This window comes from Rodentibacter sp., from assembly GCF_057314195.1.
The window spans coordinates 1-24083 of record NZ_DBHLAM010000049.1 but is presented as its reverse complement, the minus strand read 5'-3'; the positions used below and the strand labels follow the sequence as shown (position 1 = coordinate 24083).

At 44.1% G+C, this 24083-nt stretch carries 23 protein-coding genes and 1 pseudogene; 19 read left to right on the top strand and 5 right to left on the bottom strand.

The genetic code is table 11. From position 1 onward, the window contains the following. Positions 1-53 precede the first annotated feature (53 nt). The 6 genes from ribH (at position 54) to dapB (ending at position 4007) form a co-directional block, all read left to right on the top strand. The gene (gene ribH / locus ACO59Y_RS07055) at positions 54-527 is read left to right on the top strand and encodes a 6,7-dimethyl-8-ribityllumazine synthase (RefSeq protein WP_373604231.1); all 474 of its coding nucleotides are present in this window, start codon (positions 54-56) and stop codon (positions 525-527) included. Positions 528-529: 2 nt separating this feature from the next. Then, positions 530-967: a transcription antitermination factor NusB gene (nusB, locus tag ACO59Y_RS07050; protein WP_486131882.1), complete on the top strand. Its 438-nt coding sequence runs from the start codon at positions 530-532 to the stop codon at positions 965-967. A 72-nt stretch (positions 968-1039) separates the two neighbouring features. After that, entirely contained in the window at positions 1040-2053 is a 1014-nt protein-coding gene (thiL, locus tag ACO59Y_RS07045; protein WP_486131880.1) for a thiamine-phosphate kinase, read from the top strand. Between the two features lie 4 nt (positions 2054-2057). Further along, positions 2058-2546 carry a phosphatidylglycerophosphatase A family protein gene (locus ACO59Y_RS07040; protein ID WP_486131905.1) on the top strand — a complete coding sequence of 163 codons (489 nt, stop codon included), beginning with the start codon at positions 2058-2060 and terminating at the stop codon, positions 2544-2546. A gap of 2 nt (positions 2547-2548) precedes the next feature. Then, a complete protein-coding gene (locus ACO59Y_RS07035) occupies positions 2549-3178 on the top strand; it encodes a homoserine/threonine efflux transporter (RefSeq protein WP_486131879.1) in 630 nt (209 codons plus the stop codon). Between the two features lie 16 nt (positions 3179-3194). Continuing rightward, positions 3195-4007: a 4-hydroxy-tetrahydrodipicolinate reductase gene (dapB, locus tag ACO59Y_RS07030; RefSeq protein WP_486131877.1), complete on the top strand. Its 813-nt coding sequence runs from the start codon at positions 3195-3197 to the stop codon at positions 4005-4007. Here dapB and yfaE read toward each other — a convergent pair. Then, entirely contained in the window at positions 4002-4250 is a 249-nt protein-coding gene (gene yfaE, locus ACO59Y_RS07025; RefSeq protein WP_373604237.1) for a class I ribonucleotide reductase maintenance protein YfaE, read from the bottom strand. The genes dapB and yfaE overlap by 6 nt on opposite strands. 45 nt (positions 4251-4295) lie before the next feature. On the opposite strand from yfaE, the gene ACO59Y_RS07020 reads away from it, so the two are divergent. The 3 genes from ACO59Y_RS07020 (at position 4296) to ACO59Y_RS07010 (ending at position 5911) form a co-directional block, all read left to right on the top strand. After that, positions 4296-4982, top strand: coding sequence for a hypothetical protein (locus ACO59Y_RS07020; RefSeq protein ID WP_486131874.1), 687 nt, complete (start codon positions 4296-4298; stop codon positions 4980-4982). Then, positions 4963-5103: a hypothetical protein gene (locus ACO59Y_RS07015; RefSeq protein WP_486131872.1), complete on the top strand. Its 141-nt coding sequence runs from the start codon at positions 4963-4965 to the stop codon at positions 5101-5103. Before ACO59Y_RS07020 ends, ACO59Y_RS07015 begins: the two co-directional genes overlap by 20 nt. A gap of 142 nt (positions 5104-5245) precedes the next feature. Beyond that, positions 5246-5911, top strand: coding sequence for a Bax inhibitor-1/YccA family membrane protein (locus tag ACO59Y_RS07010; RefSeq protein WP_373604239.1), 666 nt, complete (start codon positions 5246-5248; stop codon positions 5909-5911). A gap of 54 nt (positions 5912-5965) precedes the next feature. Here ACO59Y_RS07010 and ACO59Y_RS07005 read toward each other — a convergent pair whose 3' ends face one another. Next, on the bottom strand, positions 5966-6862 hold the full coding sequence (locus ACO59Y_RS07005; protein ID WP_486131870.1) for a TIGR01777 family oxidoreductase: 897 nt from the start codon (positions 6860-6862) through the stop codon (positions 5966-5968). Continuing rightward, positions 6859-7314 carry a transcriptional regulator ArgR gene (gene argR, locus ACO59Y_RS07000; protein WP_486131868.1) on the bottom strand — a complete coding sequence of 152 codons (456 nt, stop codon included), beginning with the start codon at positions 7312-7314 and terminating at the stop codon, positions 6859-6861. Before argR ends, ACO59Y_RS07005 begins: the two co-directional genes overlap by 4 nt. 206 nt (positions 7315-7520) lie before the next feature. Here argR and mdh point away from each other — a divergent pair, with 206 nt between their 5' ends. The 8 genes and pseudogenes from mdh (at position 7521) to cysB (ending at position 18214) form a co-directional block, all read left to right on the top strand. Then, entirely contained in the window at positions 7521-8456 is a 936-nt protein-coding gene (gene mdh / locus ACO59Y_RS06995; protein ID WP_486131866.1) for a malate dehydrogenase, read from the top strand. Between the two features lie 408 nt (positions 8457-8864). Next, a complete protein-coding gene (sucA, locus tag ACO59Y_RS06990) occupies positions 8865-11669 on the top strand; it encodes a 2-oxoglutarate dehydrogenase E1 component (protein WP_486131864.1) in 2805 nt (934 codons plus the stop codon). Between the two features lie 172 nt (positions 11670-11841). Next, entirely contained in the window at positions 11842-13071 is a 1230-nt protein-coding gene (odhB, locus tag ACO59Y_RS06985; protein WP_486131862.1) for a 2-oxoglutarate dehydrogenase complex dihydrolipoyllysine-residue succinyltransferase, read from the top strand. A gap of 115 nt (positions 13072-13186) precedes the next feature. Further along, complete coding sequence (sucC, locus tag ACO59Y_RS06980; RefSeq protein WP_486131860.1) at positions 13187-14353, top strand: ADP-forming succinate--CoA ligase subunit beta; 1167 nt, start codon at positions 13187-13189, stop codon at positions 14351-14353. A 22-nt stretch (positions 14354-14375) separates the two neighbouring features. Continuing rightward, positions 14376-15245 (top strand): succinate--CoA ligase subunit alpha, encoded by an 870-nt coding sequence (sucD, locus tag ACO59Y_RS06975; protein WP_486131858.1) that lies wholly within the window; start codon positions 14376-14378, stop codon positions 15243-15245. Positions 15246-15384: 139 nt separating this feature from the next. Beyond that, a complete protein-coding gene (locus ACO59Y_RS06970; protein ID WP_486131856.1) occupies positions 15385-16008 on the top strand; it encodes an L-threonylcarbamoyladenylate synthase in 624 nt (207 codons plus the stop codon). 295 nt (positions 16009-16303) lie between these two features. Further along, positions 16304-17233 (top strand): annotated as a pseudogene (gene rluB, locus ACO59Y_RS06965) (23S rRNA pseudouridine(2605) synthase RluB); the annotation flags it as partial. Positions 17234-17242: 9 nt separating this feature from the next. Continuing rightward, positions 17243-18214: an HTH-type transcriptional regulator CysB gene (gene cysB / locus ACO59Y_RS06960; protein ID WP_373604248.1), complete on the top strand. Its 972-nt coding sequence runs from the start codon at positions 17243-17245 to the stop codon at positions 18212-18214. A 145-nt stretch (positions 18215-18359) separates the two neighbouring features. On the opposite strand, the gene prmB is transcribed toward cysB, so the two are convergent. Continuing rightward, positions 18360-19304 carry a 50S ribosomal protein L3 N(5)-glutamine methyltransferase gene (gene prmB / locus ACO59Y_RS06955; protein ID WP_486131854.1) on the bottom strand — a complete coding sequence of 315 codons (945 nt, stop codon included), beginning with the start codon at positions 19302-19304 and terminating at the stop codon, positions 18360-18362. A gap of 96 nt (positions 19305-19400) precedes the next feature. Here prmB and smrB point away from each other — a divergent pair, with 96 nt between their 5' ends. Together smrB and topA are read left to right on the top strand one after the other, a co-directional pair. After that, a complete protein-coding gene (gene smrB, locus ACO59Y_RS06950; protein ID WP_486131903.1) occupies positions 19401-19904 on the top strand; it encodes an endonuclease SmrB in 504 nt (167 codons plus the stop codon). 231 nt (positions 19905-20135) lie between these two features. After that, complete coding sequence (gene topA, locus ACO59Y_RS06945) at positions 20136-22742, top strand: type I DNA topoisomerase (protein ID WP_486131853.1); 2607 nt, start codon at positions 20136-20138, stop codon at positions 22740-22742. Positions 22743-22880: 138 nt separating this feature from the next. Here topA and metF read toward each other — a convergent pair whose 3' ends face one another. Beyond that, complete coding sequence (gene metF / locus ACO59Y_RS06940; RefSeq protein WP_373604251.1) at positions 22881-23765, bottom strand: methylenetetrahydrofolate reductase; 885 nt, start codon at positions 23763-23765, stop codon at positions 22881-22883. Positions 23766-24083 lie beyond the last annotated feature (318 nt).

Sequence of the window (24083 nt, the reverse complement as noted above, 5' to 3'; positions counted from 1 at the left end):
TTTTGTGCTAGAATCCGCCCCGATTTATTAGCGTGAATTTAACAGGAAAAAATATGAAAGTTTTAGAAGGCGCGGTCGCCGCACCAAATGCAAAAATTGCAATTGCAATTGCCCGTTTCAACAGCTTTATCAACGAAAGTTTATTAGAAGGTGCGATTGATGCGTTAAAACGTCTTGGTCAAGTGAAACAGGAAAATATCACGGTGGTGCGCGCACCGGGCGCTTATGAATTGCCGTTAGTGGCGCGTCGTTTAGCGGAGAGCAAAAAATTCGATGCCATCGTGGCCTTAGGCACGGTCATTCGCGGTGGTACTGCACACTTTGAATATGTGGCGGGTGAAGCCAGCAGCGGTTTAGGCAAGGTGGCGATGGAAGCGGAAATTCCGGTGGCGTTCGGTGTATTAACCACCGAAAATATCGAACAAGCCATTGAACGCGCCGGTACCAAAGCGGGTAATAAAGGCGCAGAAGCCGCATTAACCGCCCTTGAAATGGTGAATCTTTTACAACAAATCGACGCGGCATAACCATGACTGAGCAACAAAAACAAGTGAAAAAGCCTTCCGCCCGTCGTCGCGCTCGTGAGTGCGCGGTACAAGCCTTATATTCTTGGGCGCTTTCCGGCAATACGGCAGAACAAGTAGAGCTTGCATTCGTACTGGATCAAGATCTCGAAGGCGTAGATAAGCCTTATTTTCGTAAATTATTCCGTCAAACGGTGGAGAATATCGAAACCGTGGATTTTGCCATTTCGCCTTATATCGACCGCGCTTTTGACGAACTTGATCCGATTGAAAAAGCAATTTTGCGTTTAGCGGTGTACGAATTACGTTTTGAATCGGATGTACCGTACAAGGTGGTGATTAACGAAGCCATTGAAGTGGCGAAAGTATTCGGCGCCGATGAAAGCCATAAATATATCAACGGCGTATTAGACAAAATTGCGCCGGCATTGGGGCGTAAATAGTTCCTTTAATTTGAAAAATGGCGCGCGTTTTTACGCGTGCCTTTTTGTTTCTGGCGGTAAGAAAACGGAGAAATGGCAATGGGTGAATTTGATTTAATCAAACGTTATTTTGAACGGCCACAAAATAATGCTGATGGTTTTGTACAGTTATCCATCGGTGATGATTGCGCATTGGTTTCTATTCCGCCTGATTGCCAATTGGCGATTACCACCGATACTATGACGGAAAATACGCATTTTCTTCCCGACATTTCTGCCGAGGATTTAGCCTATAAAGCAATTGCAACGAATTTAAGCGATTTGGCCGCCATGGGCGCGCAACCTAAATGGATTTCCCTTGCTTTAACTTTGCCGAAAATAAATGAAGAATGGCTTTCCGCATTTAGTCAAAGTTTGATAAATACATTACGCGATTACAACGTCACATTAATCGGTGGCGACACCACTAAAGGCACGCGCGCTATTACCATTACTGCGCAAGGCTTTGTAGAAAAGGGCAAAGCGCTTTGCCGTCATCAAGCAAAAGCAGGAGATTTAATTTACGTTTCCGGCACATTAGGCGACAGCACCGCCGGTTTGCAGCTGATTTTAGCGGGCGAATTGAAGGGCAAAAGCGCACTTGATATTGACCGAGAATTTTTGCTTCATCGCCATTTTCGCCCAACACCGCGCGTAGCGCTAGGACGTGCTTTAGTCGGCATCGCCAATGCGGCGATTGATTTGTCTGACGGCTTGCTTTCCGATCTCGGGCATATTCTAAAACTCAGTCAATGCGGTGCTGAAATCGAACTTGCCGCCCTGCCGCTTTCTTCTTCGATATTACGGCTTTTCTCTCGCGACCAAGCGGAACGCTTTGCCTTAAGCGGTGGCGAAGATTACGAACTGTGTTTCACCGTGCCGGTGGAAAATAAAGAAAAATTGGAGCTGGCGCTAAAAAATTTAAAGCTGCCTTGCGCTTGCATTGGCCGAATCGTTACGGCACAAACACGCGGTTGGTTTGCACCGAATTTTCTGCGTCATGGCGAAGCGGTGCAATTGGCACCCATGTCGGGTTTTGATCATTTTAAGGATGAACATTATGAATAATCGAATCACTTCGGGAAATCCGTTAAAACGGCTTTCTTTAACCAATCCCGTACATTTGCTTGCGTTGGGATTTGGCTCGGGTTTAATCCATCCCGCGCCCGGCACTTGGGGCAGCCTTGCCGGTACTTTTATTGGCGTGGCGTTATTAATGTTGCTCGGTATGAAAAGCTTTTTGATTTTGACTGTGCTTTGCTTCGTTTTAGGCTGTTATCTTTGTCAGAAAACTGCCAACGATATGGGCGTGCATGATCACGGTTCCATCGTTTGGGACGAATTTGTCGGTATGTTTATCGTGCTTGCCGCCGTGCCGAATTTATCGTGGCAATGGGTTTTGACGGCGTTTGTGCTGTTTCGCTTTTTTGATATTTTAAAACCTTTCCCGATTCGCTATTTCGATGAAAAATTAGAAAGCGGTTTCGGCATTATGTTGGATGATGTATTGGCTGCGGTTTACGCGCTGTTTGTGGTATTTATTGTGCGAATTTGGATGTGATCATGCTGAATTTAATGATTGTCAATTTGTTCGGTCTGATGACGCCGGGACCGGATTTTTTCTATGTGGTACGGATGTCGGCTGGTAATTCGCGTCGTAATGCTATTTGTGCGATTCTTGGCATTTGTATCGGCATCGGCTTTTGGGCGTCACTTTCGTTACTTGGGCTTGCCGTTATTCTTGCAACATTGCCCATGTTACACGGTGCGATTATGCTGCTCGGCGGCGCCTATTTAAGCTATTGCGGCGTTTCTCTTTGGCGCACTAAAACGAACGTCGAATTGAGCGCGCTTTCGGCGCAAGAACTTAACCAACAAACCAGTATCCGCAAAGAAATTATGAAAGGCTTGTTGGTGAATTTATCCAATGCCAAAGCAGTAGTATTCTTTTCTAGCGTGATGTCGCTGGTGCTTGCCAATATTACCAATGTGTGGCAAATGAGTTTGGCTCTGGCGATTATTGTGTCGGAAGGGTTTGTTTATTTTTATGTGATTTCACTGGTGTTTTCGCGTAATATTGCCAAACGAATTTACGGCCGTTACACGCGTTATATTGATAATACGGCGGGAGCGGTCTTTTTATTTTTCGGTTTGTTGCTGATTTACAGCGGTATTAACGAAATGATTCATTAGACGGAAGGAAGTAAATATGACATTAAAAATTGCCATCGCCGGCGCGGGCGGCAGAATGGGGCGTCAATTAATTCAAGCGGTGCAGGCGGCGGAAAACGTAGAACTTGGTGCGGCCTTTGAGCGCAAAGGTTCCACTTTAGTGGGGACAGATGCCGGCGAGCTTGCCGGAATTGGCCATTTAGGCGTAGTAGTGTCTGATGATCTACAAGCGCAAAAAAATAATTTTGATTTATTAATTGATTTTACGCGTCCGCAAGGCACGCTTGAACACATCGCATTTTGTTTGGCGAACAACAAAAAAATGGTCATTGGTACCACTGGTTTTGATGAGGCGGGCAAAGCGGCAATTCACGCGGCATCTGAAAAAATTGCCGTTGTGTTTGCTTCAAATTTCAGCGTCGGTGTAAATTTGGTATTTAAATTATTGGAAAAAGCCGCCAAAGTGATGGGCGATTATTGCGACATTGAAATTATCGAAGCGCACCATCGCCATAAAGTGGACGCGCCATCGGGCACCGCATTGAGCATGGGGGAACATATCGCAAAAACCTTAGGACGCGATTTGAAAACTCACGGTGTTTTTTGTCGCGAAGGCATTATTGGTGAACGTAAACGCGATGAAATCGGCTTTTCGACCGTTCGGGCTTCCGATGTGGTAGGCGAGCATACGGTTTGGTTTGCTGACATTGGCGAGCGCGTTGAAATTTCTCACAAAGCGTCCAGCCGCATGACTTTCGCCAACGGCGCTGTGCGAGCCGCCAAATGGCTTGAAAGTAAGTCAAAAGGTTTGTTCGATATGACGGACGTGTTGGATTTAAATAATTTATAACTCAATTTCGATGTCACTTTCTACGTGACAACAACACAACAAAATCTCGTCGGATTGAATAAAGGCAAGGGGCGTTTGTGCATAGGATACCTTGCCTTTTTTGATTTTCACTCGGCAGGAACCGCAATAGCCGCTACGGCATTGATATTCGTGATGAATATGATTATGTTCAAGATGATCGAGTAAACTCGTTTCATTGTTGAATTCGAGGCTGATTCGGCTGCGGATAAGATGAATTTTCATGATAGGATAACGGGCAAATTTGTCGCGCCATTATATAGAGAAAAGATGAAAGTATTGATAAAAACTTCGTTGATTTTAACCGCACTTTGTTTGAATGCTTGTAGTTCTATCAGTAAAGCGCCGGTGAAATCCATTGATATTTATGTGAAACCTTATTATTCCGCACAAAAAGGCAAAGCGGAGAATGTGTTTGTGCATAACAAAATTGATCCGATGCTGCGCGAAAATAGTCTCAGAGGCTATGAAAATGCAGCCAAATTTGCGGAAGAAAATCCAGCGCGAATTTCACCGATGACGATGTTCACGCTTGCCGCACGCGCTTATGATTTCGGTCAGCGCGATGCGGCGGTAGATTGGTATTATCGCGGGCAAAATCGCCTTATTACGGCACTTTACGTGCTGGCTTTACCTAAACGCACGGTGGATGACAATACGGGATTTGCTCAAATAGTGGGGCAGTTCATCAATCCGTATGCGTTCTGCGATTTAACCAAACAACGCAAAGCAGCCGAAAATGCACTGAATTGGACGATTGCCCATCCTTACGAAATTCTCTTTATAAAAGCATTGCCATCGAAATTTGCCGATCGTCGCACCGCATTGAAAGACGCAGAAGCCAAATTAAAAGCGCGTTTACAAGAACAAGATTCATTTTTCGCCAATCTGGAAAATAAATCGACATGGCAAAAAGAACGCTCAGAAAACTTTGTGAATGAACGATTTTGTTGGTAAAAATGGACATGGGAATGTGCGATTGGCATTAATTGACGCGATGAAATCTATTGCATTGATTTATGTGCCAAAATCGACGTGCCGAAATAGCACCGCATTGGATTTAATCGTATACACATAAAACACAGAAAATAAAATTTATTTGGCATTTATACATGTTGTTTTTTCGTTAAAGTTAAATAAATTTTTGTTTACCATTGACTTTCTAGGCGCACGCCCTTACTTTACAGCCTGCGTATTAACTAATAGAAAAAGGAGCTTTTATGCAATCACGCATTATTGTCGATTCAAGCCGCGAATCTTTATTAAGCACTCATAAAGTACTGCGTAACACGTACTTCTTGCTTGGTTTGACAATGGCATTTTCGGCGGTCGTCGCTTATATTTCGATGGCGATGAATTTGCCTTATCCGAACATTATTGTGTTATTAGTGGGTTTCTACGGCCTACTTTTTATTACCCATCGTTTGGCTGATCGTCCGGCCGGCATTTTAGCTGCGTTTGCTTTTACTGGTTTTATGGGATACACCATCGGGCCGATTTTAAATATGTACGTGGCGAACGGTATGGAAGATTTAATCATGTTGGCCTTTGCCGGTACGGCGATCGTGTTCTTCGCTTGTTCGGCTTATGTGTTGACTACGCAAAAAGATATGTCATTTCTTTCTACGGCGATGTTTGCACTTTTCATCGTGTTACTATTAGGCATGGTGGCGAGTTTCTTCTTCCAAATTCCGGCATTAGCCATTGCCATTAGTGCATTGTTTGTAGTGTTTTCGACGATGACGATTTTGTACGAAACCAGTAATATTATTCACGGCGGCGAAACTAACTACATTCGTGCTACCGTAAGCATTTATGTGTCAATCTATAACTTATTCATCAGCTTATTAAGATTACTTTCCATCTTTTCAAGCAATAACGATTAAGTTTAACCTAATAAAAAACGCGCTTTGGTGAGCATCAAAGCGCGTTTTTTTATATTATTTTTTGGGGAAAAGCGAGGTGAAATATTGCTTCAAATTTACATATTGGAATTTAAATCCTGCCTCAAGCAAGCGTTTCGGAAACACATTTTGACTTTCAAGTAACATATCGGCGCGTTCGCCGAGTGCCAGTTTTAAGGCAAATGCCGGTACAGGGAACGGTGCACAACGATGTAGCGCTGCCGCCAATTCCCGATTGAACTCGCTATTCGTTACGGGGTGCGGCGCCGTTAAATTATAAATGCCCTTGCAGTCGAGATTTGAGATTAAAAATAGCACCGCATTGACGGCATCTTCCAAGGCGATCCAAGCCCAATATTGTTTGCCGGAACCTAAGCGACCGGCTAAATTTAAACGATAGAGCGGTAACATTTTAGCTAAGGCACCACCTTTGGGTGATAGCACGATGCCGGTACGAAGCAGGCAAACTGTTGTTTTCGCTTGCAATGCAGCGCTCTCCCAAGCTTGGCAAAGGCGCGCACTGAAGGTGTTGAATGCGGTGCTATTTTCATCGTTCATTAATTGATCGCCGCCGTCACCGTAAATTCCTGTCGCCGAAGCGGAAATTAAGCGAGGCGGATTAAGACCGGCATTAATTAATAAGGCTATTTGTTCGGTTAATTTTACTCGGCTATTAAATAATGTCGCTTTTTGCGCCTCGCTCCAAGCTTTGGCAAAAATAGGCTCGCCTGCGAGATTAATTACCACATCGAATTCGTCGAGGTTTTTAAGCGCAGTAAGCGAAGTGAAAAATCGCAAGTTTTTTTGCGGGAAAAGCCGACGGGCTTTTTTCTCCGAACGCGTGAGAAGGGAGAGTTGATGTTGTTGATTTAATAGAACGGGAATTAATGCTTGGCCGATGAGCCCTGTGCCGCCAGTGATGAAAATGTTCATGAGAGCGAGCGTTCGAACAAATCTTGAATGCGTTCAATTAAGATTGAAATTGGTGTGGCGCGTGTCGGTGTGACAAAAATCGTGTCGTCGCCGGCGATGGTGCCGAGAATACCGTCCGGTTTGCCGACGGAATCAAGTAAACGAGCGATTAATTGCGCAGCACCCGGCGTGGTTTTGATTACGACTAACATGTTATTGTGATCAATATCCAACACTAAATTTTTCAATGGGCTGCTGGTCGCCGGCACGCTTAATTCGTTAGGTAAACAATACACCATTTCCATTTTAGCGTTACGTGCACGCACCGCGCCAAATTTGCCGAGCATGCGGGAAACTTTCGATTGATTAATGCCGGAGAAACCTTGCTTTTTAAGCGCTTCGACGATTTCGCTTTGTGATGCGAAACGCTCTTGATTTAATAATTCCTTAAAAGCACGAGTAAGATTATCCATTTTGTTCCTATAAGGTAATTTAAACTGCATAAGATTTGCATAAAAATTCATAATATGCAACTAGAAAGGCATTTCTTATTTGAAAAGCAAAGGTTTTTTATAAGAAATTTGAGTAAGATCCCATATTTTATTTTCTGTATTTGTAATTTATGAATGAAACTCTTAAAATCTATTGGCTTAATTAATCTACTTAATAAGGAGTAAATATGAAAGTTGCAGTATTAGGCGCCGCCGGCGGTATTGGTCAAGCTCTGGCGTTGTTGTTAAAATTACAATTACCGGCGGAATCCGAACTGGCTTTATATGATATCGCACCGGTAACTCCCGGGGTTGCGGCGGATGTAAGCCATATTCCGACGGCCGTTAAAGTAAAAGGTTTTTCAGGTGAAGATCCGACTCCGGCACTTCAAGGTGCAGACGTGGTATTAATTTCAGCCGGCGTTGCGCGTAAACCGGGTATGGATCGTTCGGATTTGTTCAATATCAATGCGGGTATCGTGCGCGGTTTAATTGAAAAAGTGGCGGCAACCTGTCCTAAAGCTTGTGTTGGTATTATCACTAATCCGGTTAATACAACTGTGGCGATTGCCGCTGAAGTATTGAAAAAAGCTGGGGTTTACGATAAACGTAAATTATTCGGCGTGACGACATTAGATGTACTTCGTTCGGAAACTTTTGTGGCCGAATTGAAAAACTTAAACGTTTCTCGCACTACTGTGCCAGTGATTGGCGGGCATTCCGGTGTTACTATTCTTCCGTTGCTTTCTCAAGTACCTTATGCGGAATTTAGCGCAGAGGAAATTGCGGCGTTAACCAAACGTATCCAAAATGCCGGTACGGAAGTGGTGGAAGCGAAAGCCGGCGGCGGTTCGGCTACACTTTCTATGGCGCAGGCGGCAGCACGTTTTGCCCGTTCTTTGGTGAAAGGCTTAAACGGTGAAACCGTGGTTGAATGCACTTATGTTGAAGGTGATGGCAAATATGCCCGTTTCTTCGCTCAGCCGGTTCGCTTGGGCAAAGAAGGCGTGGAAGAAATTCTTCCGATCGGCCCGTTAAGCGAATTTGAACAAAAGGCATTAGACGCAATGTTACCGACATTACGTGCAGATATTGAATTAGGCGAGAAATTTATTAACGGTTAATTTACGCCGAATGAATAAAAGAGCGCAAATATAAGCGCTCTTTTTTATGTTAGAAATAAAAAAATCAAGAAAAACCGTGATTTAGTTCACAGATTTAAAGATTAATATTTGCATAACATTTTAAATAACGTTATTTTTGTGCCATTAAAAATAAGTGCTATCTTAAATAGCCTATATCTATTTTGCTTTCCGAGTAGTGCCTCTTTTGAGGCACTTTTTTTTGCTCATTTTTGTATCGGAATGAATTGATTTTATTTATTGTATTTAAATTATAAATTTGGAGATAAAAGGATTGTTGAGCTGGATCACAAATTTGTAACAAATGCGATTTGGCGCGTTTTTTCCGAGTGAATCCTATGTATAATAACGCCGAAATTAATTCCCTAGAGAATATTGTTTGAGGTGAATATGCAACAAAATAGCCTTGATGAATGGCTGGAGACGACCGCATTGGGAGGGGCGAATCAAGCCTATATCGAAGAATTATATGAGCGTTATTTAGATGAACCAAATTCTATTGATGAAAGCTGGAAAGCAATCTTTGATTCATTGCCGAATTTAACCGCACCGGAGCAGCCCCATTCGCCGGTTCGAGATTATTTCCGTCGCCTTGCCCGTGAAAATACTACCGAAGCGGTGACGGTGATTGATCCTGAAGCGAGTGCGAAACTCGTTAAAGTGTTGCAATTTATTAATGCCTACCGTTTCCGAGGCCATTTGGAAGCGAAACTTGACCCGCTTGATTATTATCGTTGGAAAGTTTCCAGTGTACCGGAGTTAAATTACCGCTATCACGGTTTTACCGAACAAGATCTTAACGAAACCTTCAATATCAATCATTACGTTTATCAGCGTGACACCATTAAGCTTGCCGAACTTAAAGATATGCTGAAAGAAACCTATTGTGGTTCTATCGGTTTAGAATTTATGCATGTGCAAGACATGGAACAAAAAATGTGGCTGCAAAACAAATTAGAAAGCCGCTTAAATAAACCGATTTTCAGCAATCAAGAAAAAATTAATTTTTTAAATGAACTGACTGCGGCGGATGGTTTAGAACGTTATCTCGGTGCGAAATTTCCTGGCGCAAAACGTTTTTCTTTGGAAGGAAGCGACGCTTTTATTCCGTTAATGAAAGAAATTATTCGTCATGCCGGTAAACAAGGTGTGAAAGATATTGTTATGGGAATGGCTCATCGCGGGCGTTTAAATATGTTGGTGAACGTGCTGGGTAAAAAACCGGAAGATTTGTTTGATGAATTCGCCGGTAAACATTCTGGCGATCGCACCGGTGATGTGAAATATCACCAAGGTTTCTCTTCCGATTTTGCTGTAGGCGATAAACGTGTTCACTTAACCCTTGCATTTAATCCGTCGCATTTGGAAATTGTCAGCCCCGTAGTTATCGGTGCGGTGCGCTCACGTCAGACCAAAAGAAATGATACCGCGCGCGCTCAAGTGCTAGCAATTACCGTACATGGTGATTCCGCCGTAGCGGGACAAGGTGTGGTGCAGGAAACGTTAAATATGTCGAATGCACGCGGTTACACCGTGGGTGGCACGATTCGTATCGTAATTAACAATCAAATCGGTTTTACCACATCCAATCCAAACGATACCCGTTCAACAGAATACTGTACCGATATTGCCAAGATGATCCAAGCGCCGATTATTCACGTAAATGGTGATGATCCGGAAGCGGTTGCTTTTGCCGCAAGAATGGCGGTGGAATATCGCAGCTTGTTTAAACGCGATATCTTCATTGATTTGATTTCTTATCGTCGCCACGGACACAATGAAGCGGACGAACCATTGGCGACCCAACCGATGATGTACGGCATCATTAAAAAACACCCGACACCGCGTAAAGTCTATGCCGATCGTTTAATTGCCGAAGGTGTAATTAGCGAAGCACAAGTTACCGAAATGATGAATTTATACCGTGATGCGCTTGATAACGGTGAGCGTGTAGTGACTGAATGGCGCGAAATGGATATGGCGAAAATGGATTGGCTGCAATATCTCCATTATGACTGGACCGCGCCTTATGAAAGTCGTTTCCCGCAAGAGCGTTTTTTAACGCTTGCCAAACGCGTATGCGAATATCCGGAAAGTTTGCGTCCCCATCCTCGGGTAGAGAAAATTTATAACGATCGTAAGGCCATGTACCAAGGTGAAAAATTATTCGATTGGGGAATGGCGGAGACAATGGCTTATGCCACCTTATTAGACGACGGTGTAAATGTTCGTTTATCCGGCGAAGATGCGGGGCGAGGTACGTTTTTCCATCGTCATGCTGTGGTGCATAATCAAAATGATGGCACCGGTTATGTGCCTCTAACTCATTTACATGCTAATCAAGGCCGCTTTGAAGTATGGGATTCCGTGCTTTCGGAAGAATCCGTTCTTGCTTTTGAATACGGTTATGCCACCACCGATCCGAAAACACTGACCATTTGGGAAGCGCAATTCGGTGATTTTGCCAATGGCGCACAAATCGTCATTGACCAATTTATCAGCTCCGGCGAACAAAAATGGGGCAGAATGTGTGGTCTTGTGATGTTGTTACCGCACGGTTACGAAGGGCAAGGCCCGGAACATTCTTCTGCTCGTTTAGAACGTTATTTGCAACTTTGCGCAGAACAGAATATGCAAGTGTGTATCCCTTCTACGCCGGCTCAGGTTTATCATATGTTGCGTCGTCAAGCGTTACGCAAAATGCGCCGCCCGTTAATTGCGATTTCACCGAAATCCCTACTGCGCCATCCGTTGGCAGTTTCAAGTTTGAATGAATTAATTAACGGTTCATTCCAAACGGTAATTGGCGAAATTGACGAGCTGGATCCGAAAGCTGTAAAACGCATCGTACTTTGTTCCGGCAAAGTATATTATGATTTGCTTGAGCAACGCCGCGCAAATAATCAAACTGATGTGGCAATTATTCGTATTGAGCAGCTTTATCCGTATCCCCATGAAGATGTGAAAAAAGCGCTTGCGCCTTATGCACAGGTGAAAGATTATGTCTGGTGTCAAGAAGAGCCACTTAACCAAGGCGCGTGGTATAGCAGTAAACATAATTTTGAAAGTTCCATCCCTGATAACGTGAAACTGAAATATGCCGGCCGCCCGGCCTCCGCCTCGCCGGCCGTTGGTTATATGTCGCTACACGTCAAACAGCAAAAACAATTGGTAGAAGAAGCCTTGAAGCTGTGAACATTAGTTTAAAAGCTCCCTTCGGTAAGATCTAAAGGCTAAAACAGAGGCTTCAATGCGGTGCTGATTCACACTTCCGTTTGTTGCAATGTCGCCTTATGAGAACGCTTTCCGTGAAGCGGGCGTGCGCTGTCAAAGATAATGAAGAGAATAAATTAAAAAAGGAAAAAATATGACTATCGAAATTCTTGTTCCCGATTTACCTGAATCTGTAGCCGATGCCACTGTTGCTACTTGGCATAAAAAAGTGGGCGATGCGGTTAAACGTGATGAAGTCTTAGTTGAAATCGAAACTGATAAAGTCGTACTGGAAGTTCCGGCGCAGGCTGATGGTGTGCTTGCCGAAATTCTTGAAGCGGAAGGTGCGACGGTGGTGAGTAAACAGCTTCTTGCTAAACTTTCCAGCGTACAGGCGGGGGATATGAGCACCGCATCCGTGAAAGAAATGAACGAACCGACACCTGCAGATCGCCAAAATTCTGCAATTGAAAACAGTCATGCAAATGCGGCGGATCAAAGCCCGGCAATTCGCCGTTTATTAGCGGAGCACGATTTAAATCCTGAAGGCATCCAGGGTTCCGGAGTGGGTGGCAGATTGACGCGTGAAGATATCGAACGCGAAATCGCAAAACGCAATACGCAACAAGCCAAACAAAATGTCGCGACGGAACATAATACGATTAGCACGGTAGCCTATAGTACCCGTTCGGAAAAACGTGTGCCGATGACCCGTTTACGTAAACGCATCGCCGAACGTTTATTAGAAGCGAAAAACAGCACCGCAATGCTCACTACGTTTAATGAAGTGGATATGCAGCCGATTATGAGTTTGCGCAAACAATACGGCGAAAAATTTGAGAAACAGCACAGTGTGCGTTTAGGTTTTATGTCGTTTTACATCAAGGCTGTAGTAGAAGCCTTAAAACGTTATCCTGAAGTGAATGCCTCCATTGACGGTGATGATATCGTTTACCACAATTATTTCGACATCAGTATTGCCGTTTCCACCCCGCGCGGTTTAGTCACGCCGGTATTGCGCAACTGTGACAAACTCAGCATGGCAGAAATCGAAAAACAAATTAAGGCCTTAGCAGAGAAGGGACGAGACGGTAAATTAACGGTAGAAGATTTAACCGGCGGTAATTTCACTATTACCAACGGTGGCGTGTTCGGTTCATTAATGTCCACACCGATTATCAACCCACCACAAAGCGCAATTTTAGGGATGCACGCTATCAAAGAGCGTCCGATTGCCTTAAATGGTCAAGTAGTGATTCGTCCGATGATGTATTTAGCGTTATCCTACGATCACCGCTTAATTGACGGTAAAGAATCGGTCGGATTTCTTGTGACGATTAAGGATTTATTAGAAGATCCGACCCGATTGTTATTAGAAATTTAGAGTTAGCAAAAAATGCGGTCAAAATACGGAAGTTTTTGATCGCATTTTTGTTTTTTTAGTCAAATATGCAACGTTCAAATGCGTATTGAATAACCCGGAAAACTCAGGTGAAGTTATGAATCTACATGAATATCAAGCGAAACAACTTTTTAAAGCGTACGGTTTACCGGTGAACGAAGGTATTTTTTGTCGTTCGGCCGATGAAGCCGCAATGGCACTTTTTCAATTGAACGGTGGTATTTGGGCGGCCAAGTGCCAAGTACATGCAGGAGGGCGTGGAAAAGCCGGTGGTGTGGCATTAATCCATAATGCAGAAGAGGCGCGCGCTTTTGCGAATAAATGGCTTGGGCAACGTCTAGTGACGTTTCAAACGGATAAACGGGGACAACCGGTAAACGGCATTTATATTGAAGAAACCTGCGAGATTGAAAAAGAGCTTTATCTTGGAGCGGTAATTGATCGTTCTTTGCAAAAAATTGTTTTTATGGCTTCTTCTGCCGGTGGTATGAATATCGAAGAGGTGGCGCGCGATACGCCGTATTTGATTCATAAAATCACGCTTGATCCACTCTTCGGCGGAATGCCTTATCAAGGTAGAGAATTGGCATTTAAACTTGGTTTAAGCGGTGAGCAGAATAAACAATTTACACATATTTTCATACAATTAGCGAAACTGTTTGTCGAAAAAGATTTATCACTTTTGGAAGTAAATCCGCTTGTGGTGACTAAAAAAGGTGATTTGATTTGCTTGGATGCAAAAGTGTCCATCGATGACAATGCGCTTTTCCGCCACAATGATTTATGCGTACTTCGTGATTTAACCCAAAGTGATTTACGCGAGGCAGAAGCGGAAAAACACCAGCTTAATTATGTAGCGCTAGAAGGCAATATCGGTTGTATGGTGAACGGTGCGGGGCTTGCCATGGGAACCATGGATATCGTGAAACTTTACGGCGGGCGTCCAGCAAATTTCCTTGATGTGGGCGGCGGCGCAACTAAAGAACGGGTTGCCGAAGCCTTTAAGATTATTCTTACCGATGAGGCAGTAAAAGCCATTTTGGTGAATATTTTTGGTGGTATCGTGCGTTGCGACCTGATCGCTGAAGGAATTATCGCGGCGATTCAAGAAGTGGGCGTCACCGTGCCGGTCGTGGTGCGTTTAGAAGGCACCAATGCGGTGCTCGGCAGAGAGATCTTAGCGCAAAGCGGCATCAACATTATTGCAGCCCATAGCTTGCAAGATGCCGCACAAGCGGTGGTGAACGCTGCAAGCGGCGAATAGGCGAATAAAAGAGGAGCGAAATATGTCTATTTTAATTAATAAAGACACTAAAGTTATTTGCCAAGGTTTTACCGGTACACAAGGCACTTTTCATTCCGAACAAGCTCTTGCTTATGGTACAAAATTAGTCGGTGGCGTTTCGCCGAACAAAGGCGGCACGATGCATTTAGGCTTGCCGGTATTTAATACCGTGCGCGATGCGGTGCAAGAGACAGGTGCCACGGCAAGTATGATTTACGTACCGGCTGCATTTTGTAAAGATGCCGTTTTAGAAGCTATTGATGCGGGTATTCAACTTATCGTTTGTATTACCGAGGGGATTCCGACCCTCGATATGCTTGTCATAAAACAAAAACTGAACGAAACCGGCATAATGATGATTGGCCCGAATTGTCCAGGGGTAATTACGCCGGAAGAATGCAAAATCGGTATTATGCCGGGGAATATTCATAAAAAAGGCAAAATCGGTATTGTTTCTCGCTCTGGTACCTTGACTTACGAAGCAGTAAAACAAATTACCGACGAAGGTTTCGGGCAATCTACTTGTGTCGGTATCGGCGGTGATCCAATTCCGGGTTCAAACTTTATTGATATTCTCAAACGTTTTCAAGAAGATCCGGAAACCGAAGCCATCGTCATGATCGGTGAAATCGGCGGCTCGGCGGAAGAAGAGGCGGCGGCTTATATTAACGCGCATATCACCAAACCTATGGTGGCCTACATCGCCGGCGTCACCGCACCGAAAGGCAAACGCATGGGACACGCCGGTGCGATTATCAGCGGTGGCAAAGGAACCGCGGAAAATAAAATCGCCGCTCTTAAGCTTGCTGGGGTAAAAACCGTAACCAGTTTGGCAGAAATTGGTTCGGCATTGCGAGAATTATTAAAATAAAAAACGCGCGAGAAACCATTACCGAGCATCTCACCGCACGTTGAAACGTCTTCAACGTGCGGTGATTTTTTATAACAATTTTTTATAAAACCATAGCGAAAGGTGTATAATTGCGCCGAATTTTTTTAAGGAAAAAACCATGAGCCAATTTTTTTATATTCATCCGGAAAATCCACAACCGCGTTTAATTAATCAAGCGGTGGAGATTTTGCGTCAAGGTGGTGTGATTGTTTACCCGACAGATTCTGGTTACGCTTTGGGCTGTATGATGGGGGATAAACACGCGATGGATCGCATTGTCGCGATTCGTAAATTGCCGGAAGACCATAATTTCACATTAGTATGCAGCGATTTATCCGAACTATCGACTTATGCCACGGTGAGCAACGCGGCGTATCGCCTCATTAAAAATAATACGCCGGGGCGTTACACGTTCATTTTAACGGCAACTAAAGAGCTGCCACGCCGTTTAATGACTTCGAAACGCAAAACTATCGGTTTGCGCGTACCGGATAATCAAATCGCGTTGGATTTATTGCAAGCCTTGGGCGAGCCGATTTTGTCCTGCTCGCTGATGTTGCCGGGGGAAGAACACGCCACGCAATCGGATCCGGAAGAGATTCGCGATCGTTTGGAACGCCAAGTGGATTTAATTATTCATGGCGGTTATTTGGGACAAGAGCCAACCACGGTGGTTGATTTAACGGAAGATACGCCGGTAATTTTGCGCCAGGGCAGCGGGGCGGTTACGCCTTTTGTTTAGAAACGCTTTCGTTCGCGGCATGATTGCAAACTAATCGGCGCGCGGCGAACTTTCAAAATAGCACCGCATTGAAACCTTCTCCTGCCGCCTTAGGCATCTTTCGATTAAGAGAAAATGAGCCATTTCAGTTAAAACGGACGCTTGTGAAAGCGACAAAGGAAACAATATGAAATCAAATCAATCAAGAAAATTCACCAATAATGCTTCCGCAAAGCGAGGCGAAAAACGTCATGAAAATCGAGCACATTCTGCGTTCGAAAAAGCCACTGGCCAAAAAAATGAGCGCAAAGAAAGCAAAACGGCGTTCAATTCCGATAATGCATGTTTAAGTCGTAGTAAAACGCCTAAACGCGCGCTTCAAACCAAAGTAGAAGGCGAAAAATTACAAAAAGTGTTAGCGCGCGCCGGACAAGGCTCGCGTCGTGAAATAGAAGCAATGATTGCGGAAAATCGTGTGAGTGTCGATGGAAAAATAGCGACTTTAGGCGACCGCATTGATGTTCGTTCCGACGTGAAAGTACGTATCGACGGACGTATTATCAATCTTCAGCAGGCACGAAAAGAAACCTGTCGCGTGCTGATGTATTACAAACCGGAAGGCGAGCTTTGCACCCGTAGCGATCCGCAAGGCCGCGCAACAGTATTTGATCGTTTACCGCGTTTAAACGGTTCGCGTTGGATTGCGGTAGGGCGTTTGGATATTAATACGTCGGGTTTATTGTTGTTCACTACCGACGGCGAGTTGGCAAACCGCTTAATGCACCCGAGCCGCGAAGTGGAACGTGAATATTCCGTACGTGTGTTCGGTCAGGTGGATGAAGCGATGCTTGCGCGTTTACGCAAAGGCGTTCAGTTGGAAGATGGTCCGGCTCATTTCAACGATATCAAATTTAACGGCGGCATCGGTATGAATCAATGGTACGACGTTACGTTAATGGAAGGACGTAACCGAGAAGTACGTCGTTTGTGGGAATCGCAAGGCATTCAGGTGAGTCGTTTGATTCGTATTCGCTACGGTAACATTAAATTGCTGAAGGGTTTACCACGTGGTGGCTGGGAAGAAATGGATTTGCAAAATGTGAATTATTTGCGTGAGTTGGTGGGTTTACCACCGGAAACGGAAAGTAAACTTGATGTCACCAAACTGCATCGCCGTCCGAAATCGGGACAAATTCGCAAAGCGGTGAAACGTTATACGGAACTGAGCAAGCGCTACAAAAAATAGGTACCTGCTATGAAAATGCAACAACTTCGCTATATTGTCGAGATCGTGAATCAAAATTTAAATGTTACGGAAGCGGCGAATACGCTTTACACGTCACAACCGGGCATTAGTAAACAAGTGCGTTTGTTGGAAAGCGAACTCGGTTTGGAAATTTTTGAACGCAACGGCAAACATATTAAAGCCGTCACGCCGGCCGGTAAGAAAATCATCGCCATTGCACGCGAATTGCTGGTGAAAGCGGAAAGTATTAAATCTGTGGCCTATGAATATACCCGCCCGAATCACGGCGTGTTGCGCATTGCCACGACCAATACGCAAGCGCGTTATATGTTGCCGGCGGTGGTAGAACGGTTTTCCAAGCAATATCCCGAAGTCAGCCTGCATATTCACCAAGGCTCCCCGACCCAAATTCATGATGCATTAATATCCGGCGAAGTGGATCTCGCCATTACTACAGAGGCGCCGTATTTATTCGATGATTTGGTGCAATTACCATGTTATTTGTGGAATCGTTCCGCCATTGTGAAAGCGGATCACCCGTTAGCCAAAGTGGAAAATTTAACGATCGAAGAACTCGGCAAATATCCTTTAGTCACTTACACGTTTGGTTTCACCGGCGTCTCCGATCTGGATTATGCTTTTAACGCTGCCGGTATTTTGCCAAATATTGTGTTTACCGCCACCGATGCGGATGTGATTAAAACCTACGTGCGTTTAGGCTTGGGCGTTGGCATTATGGCGAGTATGGCGCATACGCAACTCGACAACGATCTCGTGGCCATCGACGCCAGCCATTTGTTCCGTTCCAGCATGACACAAATTGCGTTTAAACACAGTACTTTTTTGCGCAATTATATGTACGATTTCATTGAATATTTCTCCCCGCATTTAACCCGTCCGATGGTAGAAAAAGCGGAAAAATTGCGCGACAACACGGCAGTGAAGAAATTATTTGATAATGTAAAATTAGAAATGAAGTAAGGCCGATAAACGAAGGGCGATTGAAATTCATTAAAAATTTCAATCGCCCTTTTGTTTGCTCTGCCGCATTTCAATGCGGTGCTATTTTAAGGTTTCAATGCGGTGCTGTTTCGGCAGCTCGTTTTAGATAATGTTGCCGCCGTTTTTAAAACAAATGGTGGTATTTCACCAATTCCTTATAGTGCAGCGCGAAAACGCCCAAACCACCGTTTTTCAATTCAACCCATTCGAAAGGAACCTCCGGGTATTGTTCTATCAGACTGACCATGCTGTTGCCCACTTCGCAAACCAACAGGCCGTTTTCGGTTAAATAATTCGGTGCTTGTTTAAGAATTTGTTTGGTAATGTCTAAACCGTCCATGCCGGAACCAAGTGCCGGTTCAGGTTCAAAATGAAATTCTTCCGGCATCTCGGCGAGATCTTCTTCATCTACATAAGGCGGGTTGGTAACGATTAAATCGTATTTTTGCCCCGCTATGTTTGCAAATAAATCCGATTGAATCGGAAATACGCGATGCGCCAATTGATGACGCTCAATATTAATTTCCGCAACATTGAGTGCATCAAAAGATAAATCCACTGCGTCCACTTCCGCTTCAGGAAAGGCATAAGCGCAAGCGATTGCAATACAGCCGCCGCCGGTACAAAGATCGAGAATGCGTCGTGGCACCGCATCCAACAAGCCTTCAAAGCGGTCTTGAATGAGCGCACTAATCGGTGAACGAGGAATAATCGTGCGTTCATCCACATAAAATTCATGGCCGCAAAACCACGCGCTGTTAGTGAGATAAGCCACCGGTACGCGTTGTTGAATGCGCGCCAAAACCAATTGAACAAGGGTTTCTTTTTCGGAAGGGGTTAAACGGCCTTGGAATAATTCTGTCGGTAAATCAAGTGGCAATTGAAGTCCGCCGAGTACCAATTGAAGGCTTTCGTCCCACGCATTGTCATAACCTTGGCCGTAGTAAATGTCGGCGCGATTAAATACGCTATAGGTCCAACGTAAAAAATCTTGAATGCTGTGCAGTTCGTGCGCCACCTTATCGGCTAAAACGGTGGCGACTAATTCTTGATTGTGTGCGATTTCCATTTTTTTCCTCGTGAAAAAATTTGCGCAGGGTTATACCACAAAAGGCCGCTGGTAACTATGATAAGATACGCAAAATTTGAAGTTAGCGAGAAAAATATGCAAGAGGAATTCGAGTTGTTTCGTGCTGAAACGAAAGATATTAAACCGATTAAGCAAGATACCGTAATAGCACCGCATTCAAGGAATGCGCGGAAAAAATCCGATTTGCGCGAGCTGCGTGAAAAAACGGACACCTTATTTTATTTTTCCGACGAATACGAGCCGCTGCTCAATGAACGCGACGGCATTGTGAAATATTTGCGTGAGGGGGAAGATTCCCATTTGCTTAAACAGTTACGTCGCGGCGATTTTTCACCGGAGCTATTTTTGGATTTGCACGGCTTGACGCGCGAGCAAGCGAAAATGGAACTGGCTGCTTTGCTTTTGGCTTGTGAAAAAGAACGCGTCGATTGCGCCAGTATTATGACTGGCTACGGCACTTTTACGCTGAAAAAACAAATTCCATTTTGGCTAGTGCAGCACCCGAAAGTGCGCGCGTTGCACCAAGCGCCGAAAGAATGGGGCGGGGAAGCGGCGATGTTGATTTTGTTGGATGTGTAATTGGGTTTTTGATATTGGGTTTAGCTGAGAGCACCGCATTGAAGCCTTGTCCGACAAGCTTTCAATGCGGTGCTATTTTGATCTTCCATTTTTAAAAGAGAAAAATAAAAAAGTCGCGATCACCTTCAGTTTATCCATTTGTTCCCTTTTTTGAAAAAATACTTGATTTTGGCAACATAAGTTTGCACTATACCGCCGATTTTACGAATTCCAGCAAATTTAGGTAATCAAATGAGTAAATCTTTGGTGATTGTGGAATCGCCGGCTAAGGCGAAAACCATTAATAAATATTTAGGCAATCAGTACGTGGTGAAATCCAGCGTGGGGCATATTCGCGATTTGCCGACGGTGGGCTCAAGCACCGGCGAAAAAGCTAAACCGATTTCAACGAAAGGTATGGATGCGGAACAAAAAGCCAAAGTAAAAGCGGAAAAAGAACGTAGCGCTTTGGTGAAGCGCATGGGCATTGATCCTTATCACGACTGGCAAGCGAATTATCAAATTTTGCCCGGTAAAGAAAAAGTTGTCGCCGAATTAAAATCTCTTGCAAAAAAAGTTGATCATATTTATCTCGCTACCGACTTGGATAGAGAAGGAGAAGCTATTGCGTGGCATTTGCGAGAAGTCATTGGCGGCGATGAGGCGCGTTTTAGTCGTGTGGTATTTAACGAAATTACTAAAAACGCGATTAAACAAGCCTTTGAGCATCCCGAACATATCAATATGGATCGCGTAAACGCACAACAAACCCGTCGTTTTTTAGACCGCGTGGTCGGTTTTATGGTGTCACCATTGCTTTGGAAAAAAGTGGCGCGGGGGCTTTCCGCCGGTCGCGTGCAATCTGTTGCGGTGAAACTTTTAGTGGAACGCGAACGCGAAATTAAAGCGTTTCAACCGGAAGAATATTGGGAAGTAGCCGTGCTGACGCAAACCGCCGGCAAACAAGTAATTCGCTTGGATGTAGCGGAGTATAAAGGTAAAAAATTTGATCCAAAAAATCAACAAGAAGCCCAAAGTGCCGTAGATTTTTTAAATGCTGCCGATTACGTTGTCACAAATTTGGAGACCAAACCGACCAGCTCGCGTCCGCGCGCACCGTTTATTACCTCAACATTGCAACAAATTGCCAGTACACGTTTAAGTTTTGGCGTGAAAAAAACCATGATGTTAGCGCAGCGTTTGTACGAAGCAGGCTACATTACTTATATGCGTACGGACTCGACCAATTTAAGTCAAGATGCGTTAAATATGGCACGCAGCTATATTGAAAAGCACTTCGGTGCACAATATTTACCGGCAAAACCGAATTTTTATTCCAGTAAAGAAAATGCGCAAGAAGCACACGAAGCCATTCGTCCGTCTGATGTGCGTACCTTGCCGGAACATTTAGAAGGCATGGAAAAAGATGCGGTGCGCCTTTACGATTTGATTTGGCGTCAATTCTTGGCTTGTCAAATGCCGCCGGCGCAATATGACAGCACGACCTTAAGTGTGCAAGCGGGTGATTATGATTTAAAGGCTAAAGGTAGAATTTTACGTTTTGACGGTTGGACGAAAGTGCTACCGCAAATGGGTAAAAATCCGGAAGATCAGGAATTACCGGCGGTAGCCGTTACCGAAAAACTTGTCCTAAAAGAAGTGCAACCGAGCCAACATTTCACGAAACCACCTGCACGTTTTACCGAAGCGGCACTGGTGAAAGAGCTTGAGAAACGCGGTATCGGCCGTCCTTCGACTTATGCGGCGATTATTTCCACCATTCAAGAGCGCGGTTATGTGCGGACGGAAAATCGTCGTTTTTATGCAGAAAAAATGGGCGAAATCGTTACTGATCGATTAAACGAATCTTTCAGCGACTTAATGAATTACGATTTCACTGCAAATATGGAAGATGCGCTTGATAAAATTGCATCAGGTTCGATGAATTGGAAAGCGGAACTTAATCAATTCTTTAAAGATTTCTCACAACAATTATCCACTGCGGAACTCAATGAGCTAGAAGGCGGAATGCGTCCTAACAGCTTGGTAGAAACTGATATTAAATGTCCGACTTGCGCTAGAAATATGGCGATTCGTACTGCAAGTACCGGTGTATTTTTGGGCTGCACCGGCTATGCCTTACCGCCAAAAGAACGCTGTAAAACTACCGTTAATTTAATTCCGGAAGCGGAATTGTTGAATGTATTGGATGATTCCTCCGAAACCAAAGCTTTAATGGAACGTAAACGTTGCCCGAAATGCGGCACGGCAATGGATAGCTATGTGATTGACGCACATCGTAAAATTCATATTTGCGGGAACAATCCAAATTGCGATGGTTATTTGGTGGAGCAAGGTTCTTTCAAAATTAAGGGGTACGATGGTCCGGTTGTGGAATGCGATAAATGCGGTGCGGATATGCACTTAAAACTCGGTCGCTTCGGCAAATACATGGCCTGTACTAGCTGTGACAACACGCGCAAAATTTTGAAAAATGGTGAAGTGGCGCCACCAAAAGAAGAGCCGGTACACTTCCCGGAACTTAAATGTGAAAAATCCGATGCCTATTTCGTACTGCGCGATGGCGCCAGTGGCGTATTTATGTCTGCCCATAATTTCCCGAAATCGCGCGAAACCCGTCCGGCAAAAGTGGTGGAATTGGCCAAATATCGCGCGCGTTTACCGGAAAAATTAATGTATTTAGCTGATGCGCCACAACAGGATCCGGAAGGCAACGAAGCTATTATTCGTTTCAGTCGCAAAGAGAAAAAGCAATATGTAACTTCTGAAAAAGACGGCAAGGCCACTAAATGGATTGTGGATTTTGTGGACGGAAAATGGGTTGAACGGAAAAAATAGTGGAAGATGAAAATAGCACCGCATTGAAGGGAGTTTCAATGCGGTGCTATTTTTTGAGGTCATTTTAGCTTTTTTCAACCGCGATATAATTCCGAAAATTTATTGCACGTTTATTTTAAGAAAAATGTTTAAAAATAATTAAACCTTCGGACGAACGCCTAACATATGGCAAATCGCATAAGTGAGTTCACTGCGATTAAGCGTATAGAAATGGAAATTGTTTACTCCTTCGTTGGACAAAATTTTCACCATATCCATTGCCACACTTGCGGCGACCAGATTGCGTGTAGTTTGATCGTCATCTAAGCCTTCGTAGGCTTTTGCCAACCAACTTGGAATTTTCACATTGGTAAATGAGGCCATTTTTTGTAATTGCTTGAAATTGGTTACCGGCAAAATACCCGGCACGATTTCCGTATCAATACCAATTGCGGCACAACGGTCGCGGAAGCGGAGATAACTGTCAATATCAAAGAAGAATTGTGTGATGACGTGATTTGCTCCGGCATCGATTTTTCGTTTTAAATTGATTAAATCCGCTTGCGCCGATTTGGCTTCCGGATGTACTTCCGGATAAGCAGCGACAGAAATATCGAAATCGGCCACTGAGCGGAGAAGTTCAACTAAATCTGCCGCATAAAAAGGCTGTTTATTATAGCCTTGCGGAATATCGCCACGTAATGCCACAATGCGACGAATTCCGCTATCCCAGTAATCTTTTGCGATTTGCTTGAGTTCTTCCGGAGTCGCATCAATGCCGGTTAAATGCGGAGCCGCATCTAGTCCCGTTTCTTTTTTAATCGCTTTGACAATACTGTGAGTGCGATCACGTTCGCCGGAGTTTGCGCCGTATGTGACCGAAACGAATTTGGGTTCCAGTAGTTTCAATCGATGAATGGATTCCCATAGTATATTTTCCATGTTTTCATTTTTAGGCGGGAAGAATTCAAAGGAAACATCGATTTTTTTATTAAAATCGGCAATATTTTGATTTAAGTTATTAATTTCTTTTGCATAGCTCATTTTGGATTTCCTATAAAATAATGTCGTCGCGCTACGATAAAGTAACTTTTTATATCAGTCAATTTGAATAAATTCATTTATAGTATTAATTCCAATCATACTTTTCGATAGGAGACAAATGTTGAAAAATTTGGGCAAAAAATTAGCATTTGTTTTAAAAGCATGTATAATGTGCCGACCCTGTAAATGCGCGGATTCCCACCGCGCATTATTTTGTCGAGATCCACTCGAAGGGGTGCGATTTAGATTAATGGTTGTGTTCGCAAGAACACTGGGTATCAAACTAATTTTTGGTAATTAATTAATGAAAACTTTTGT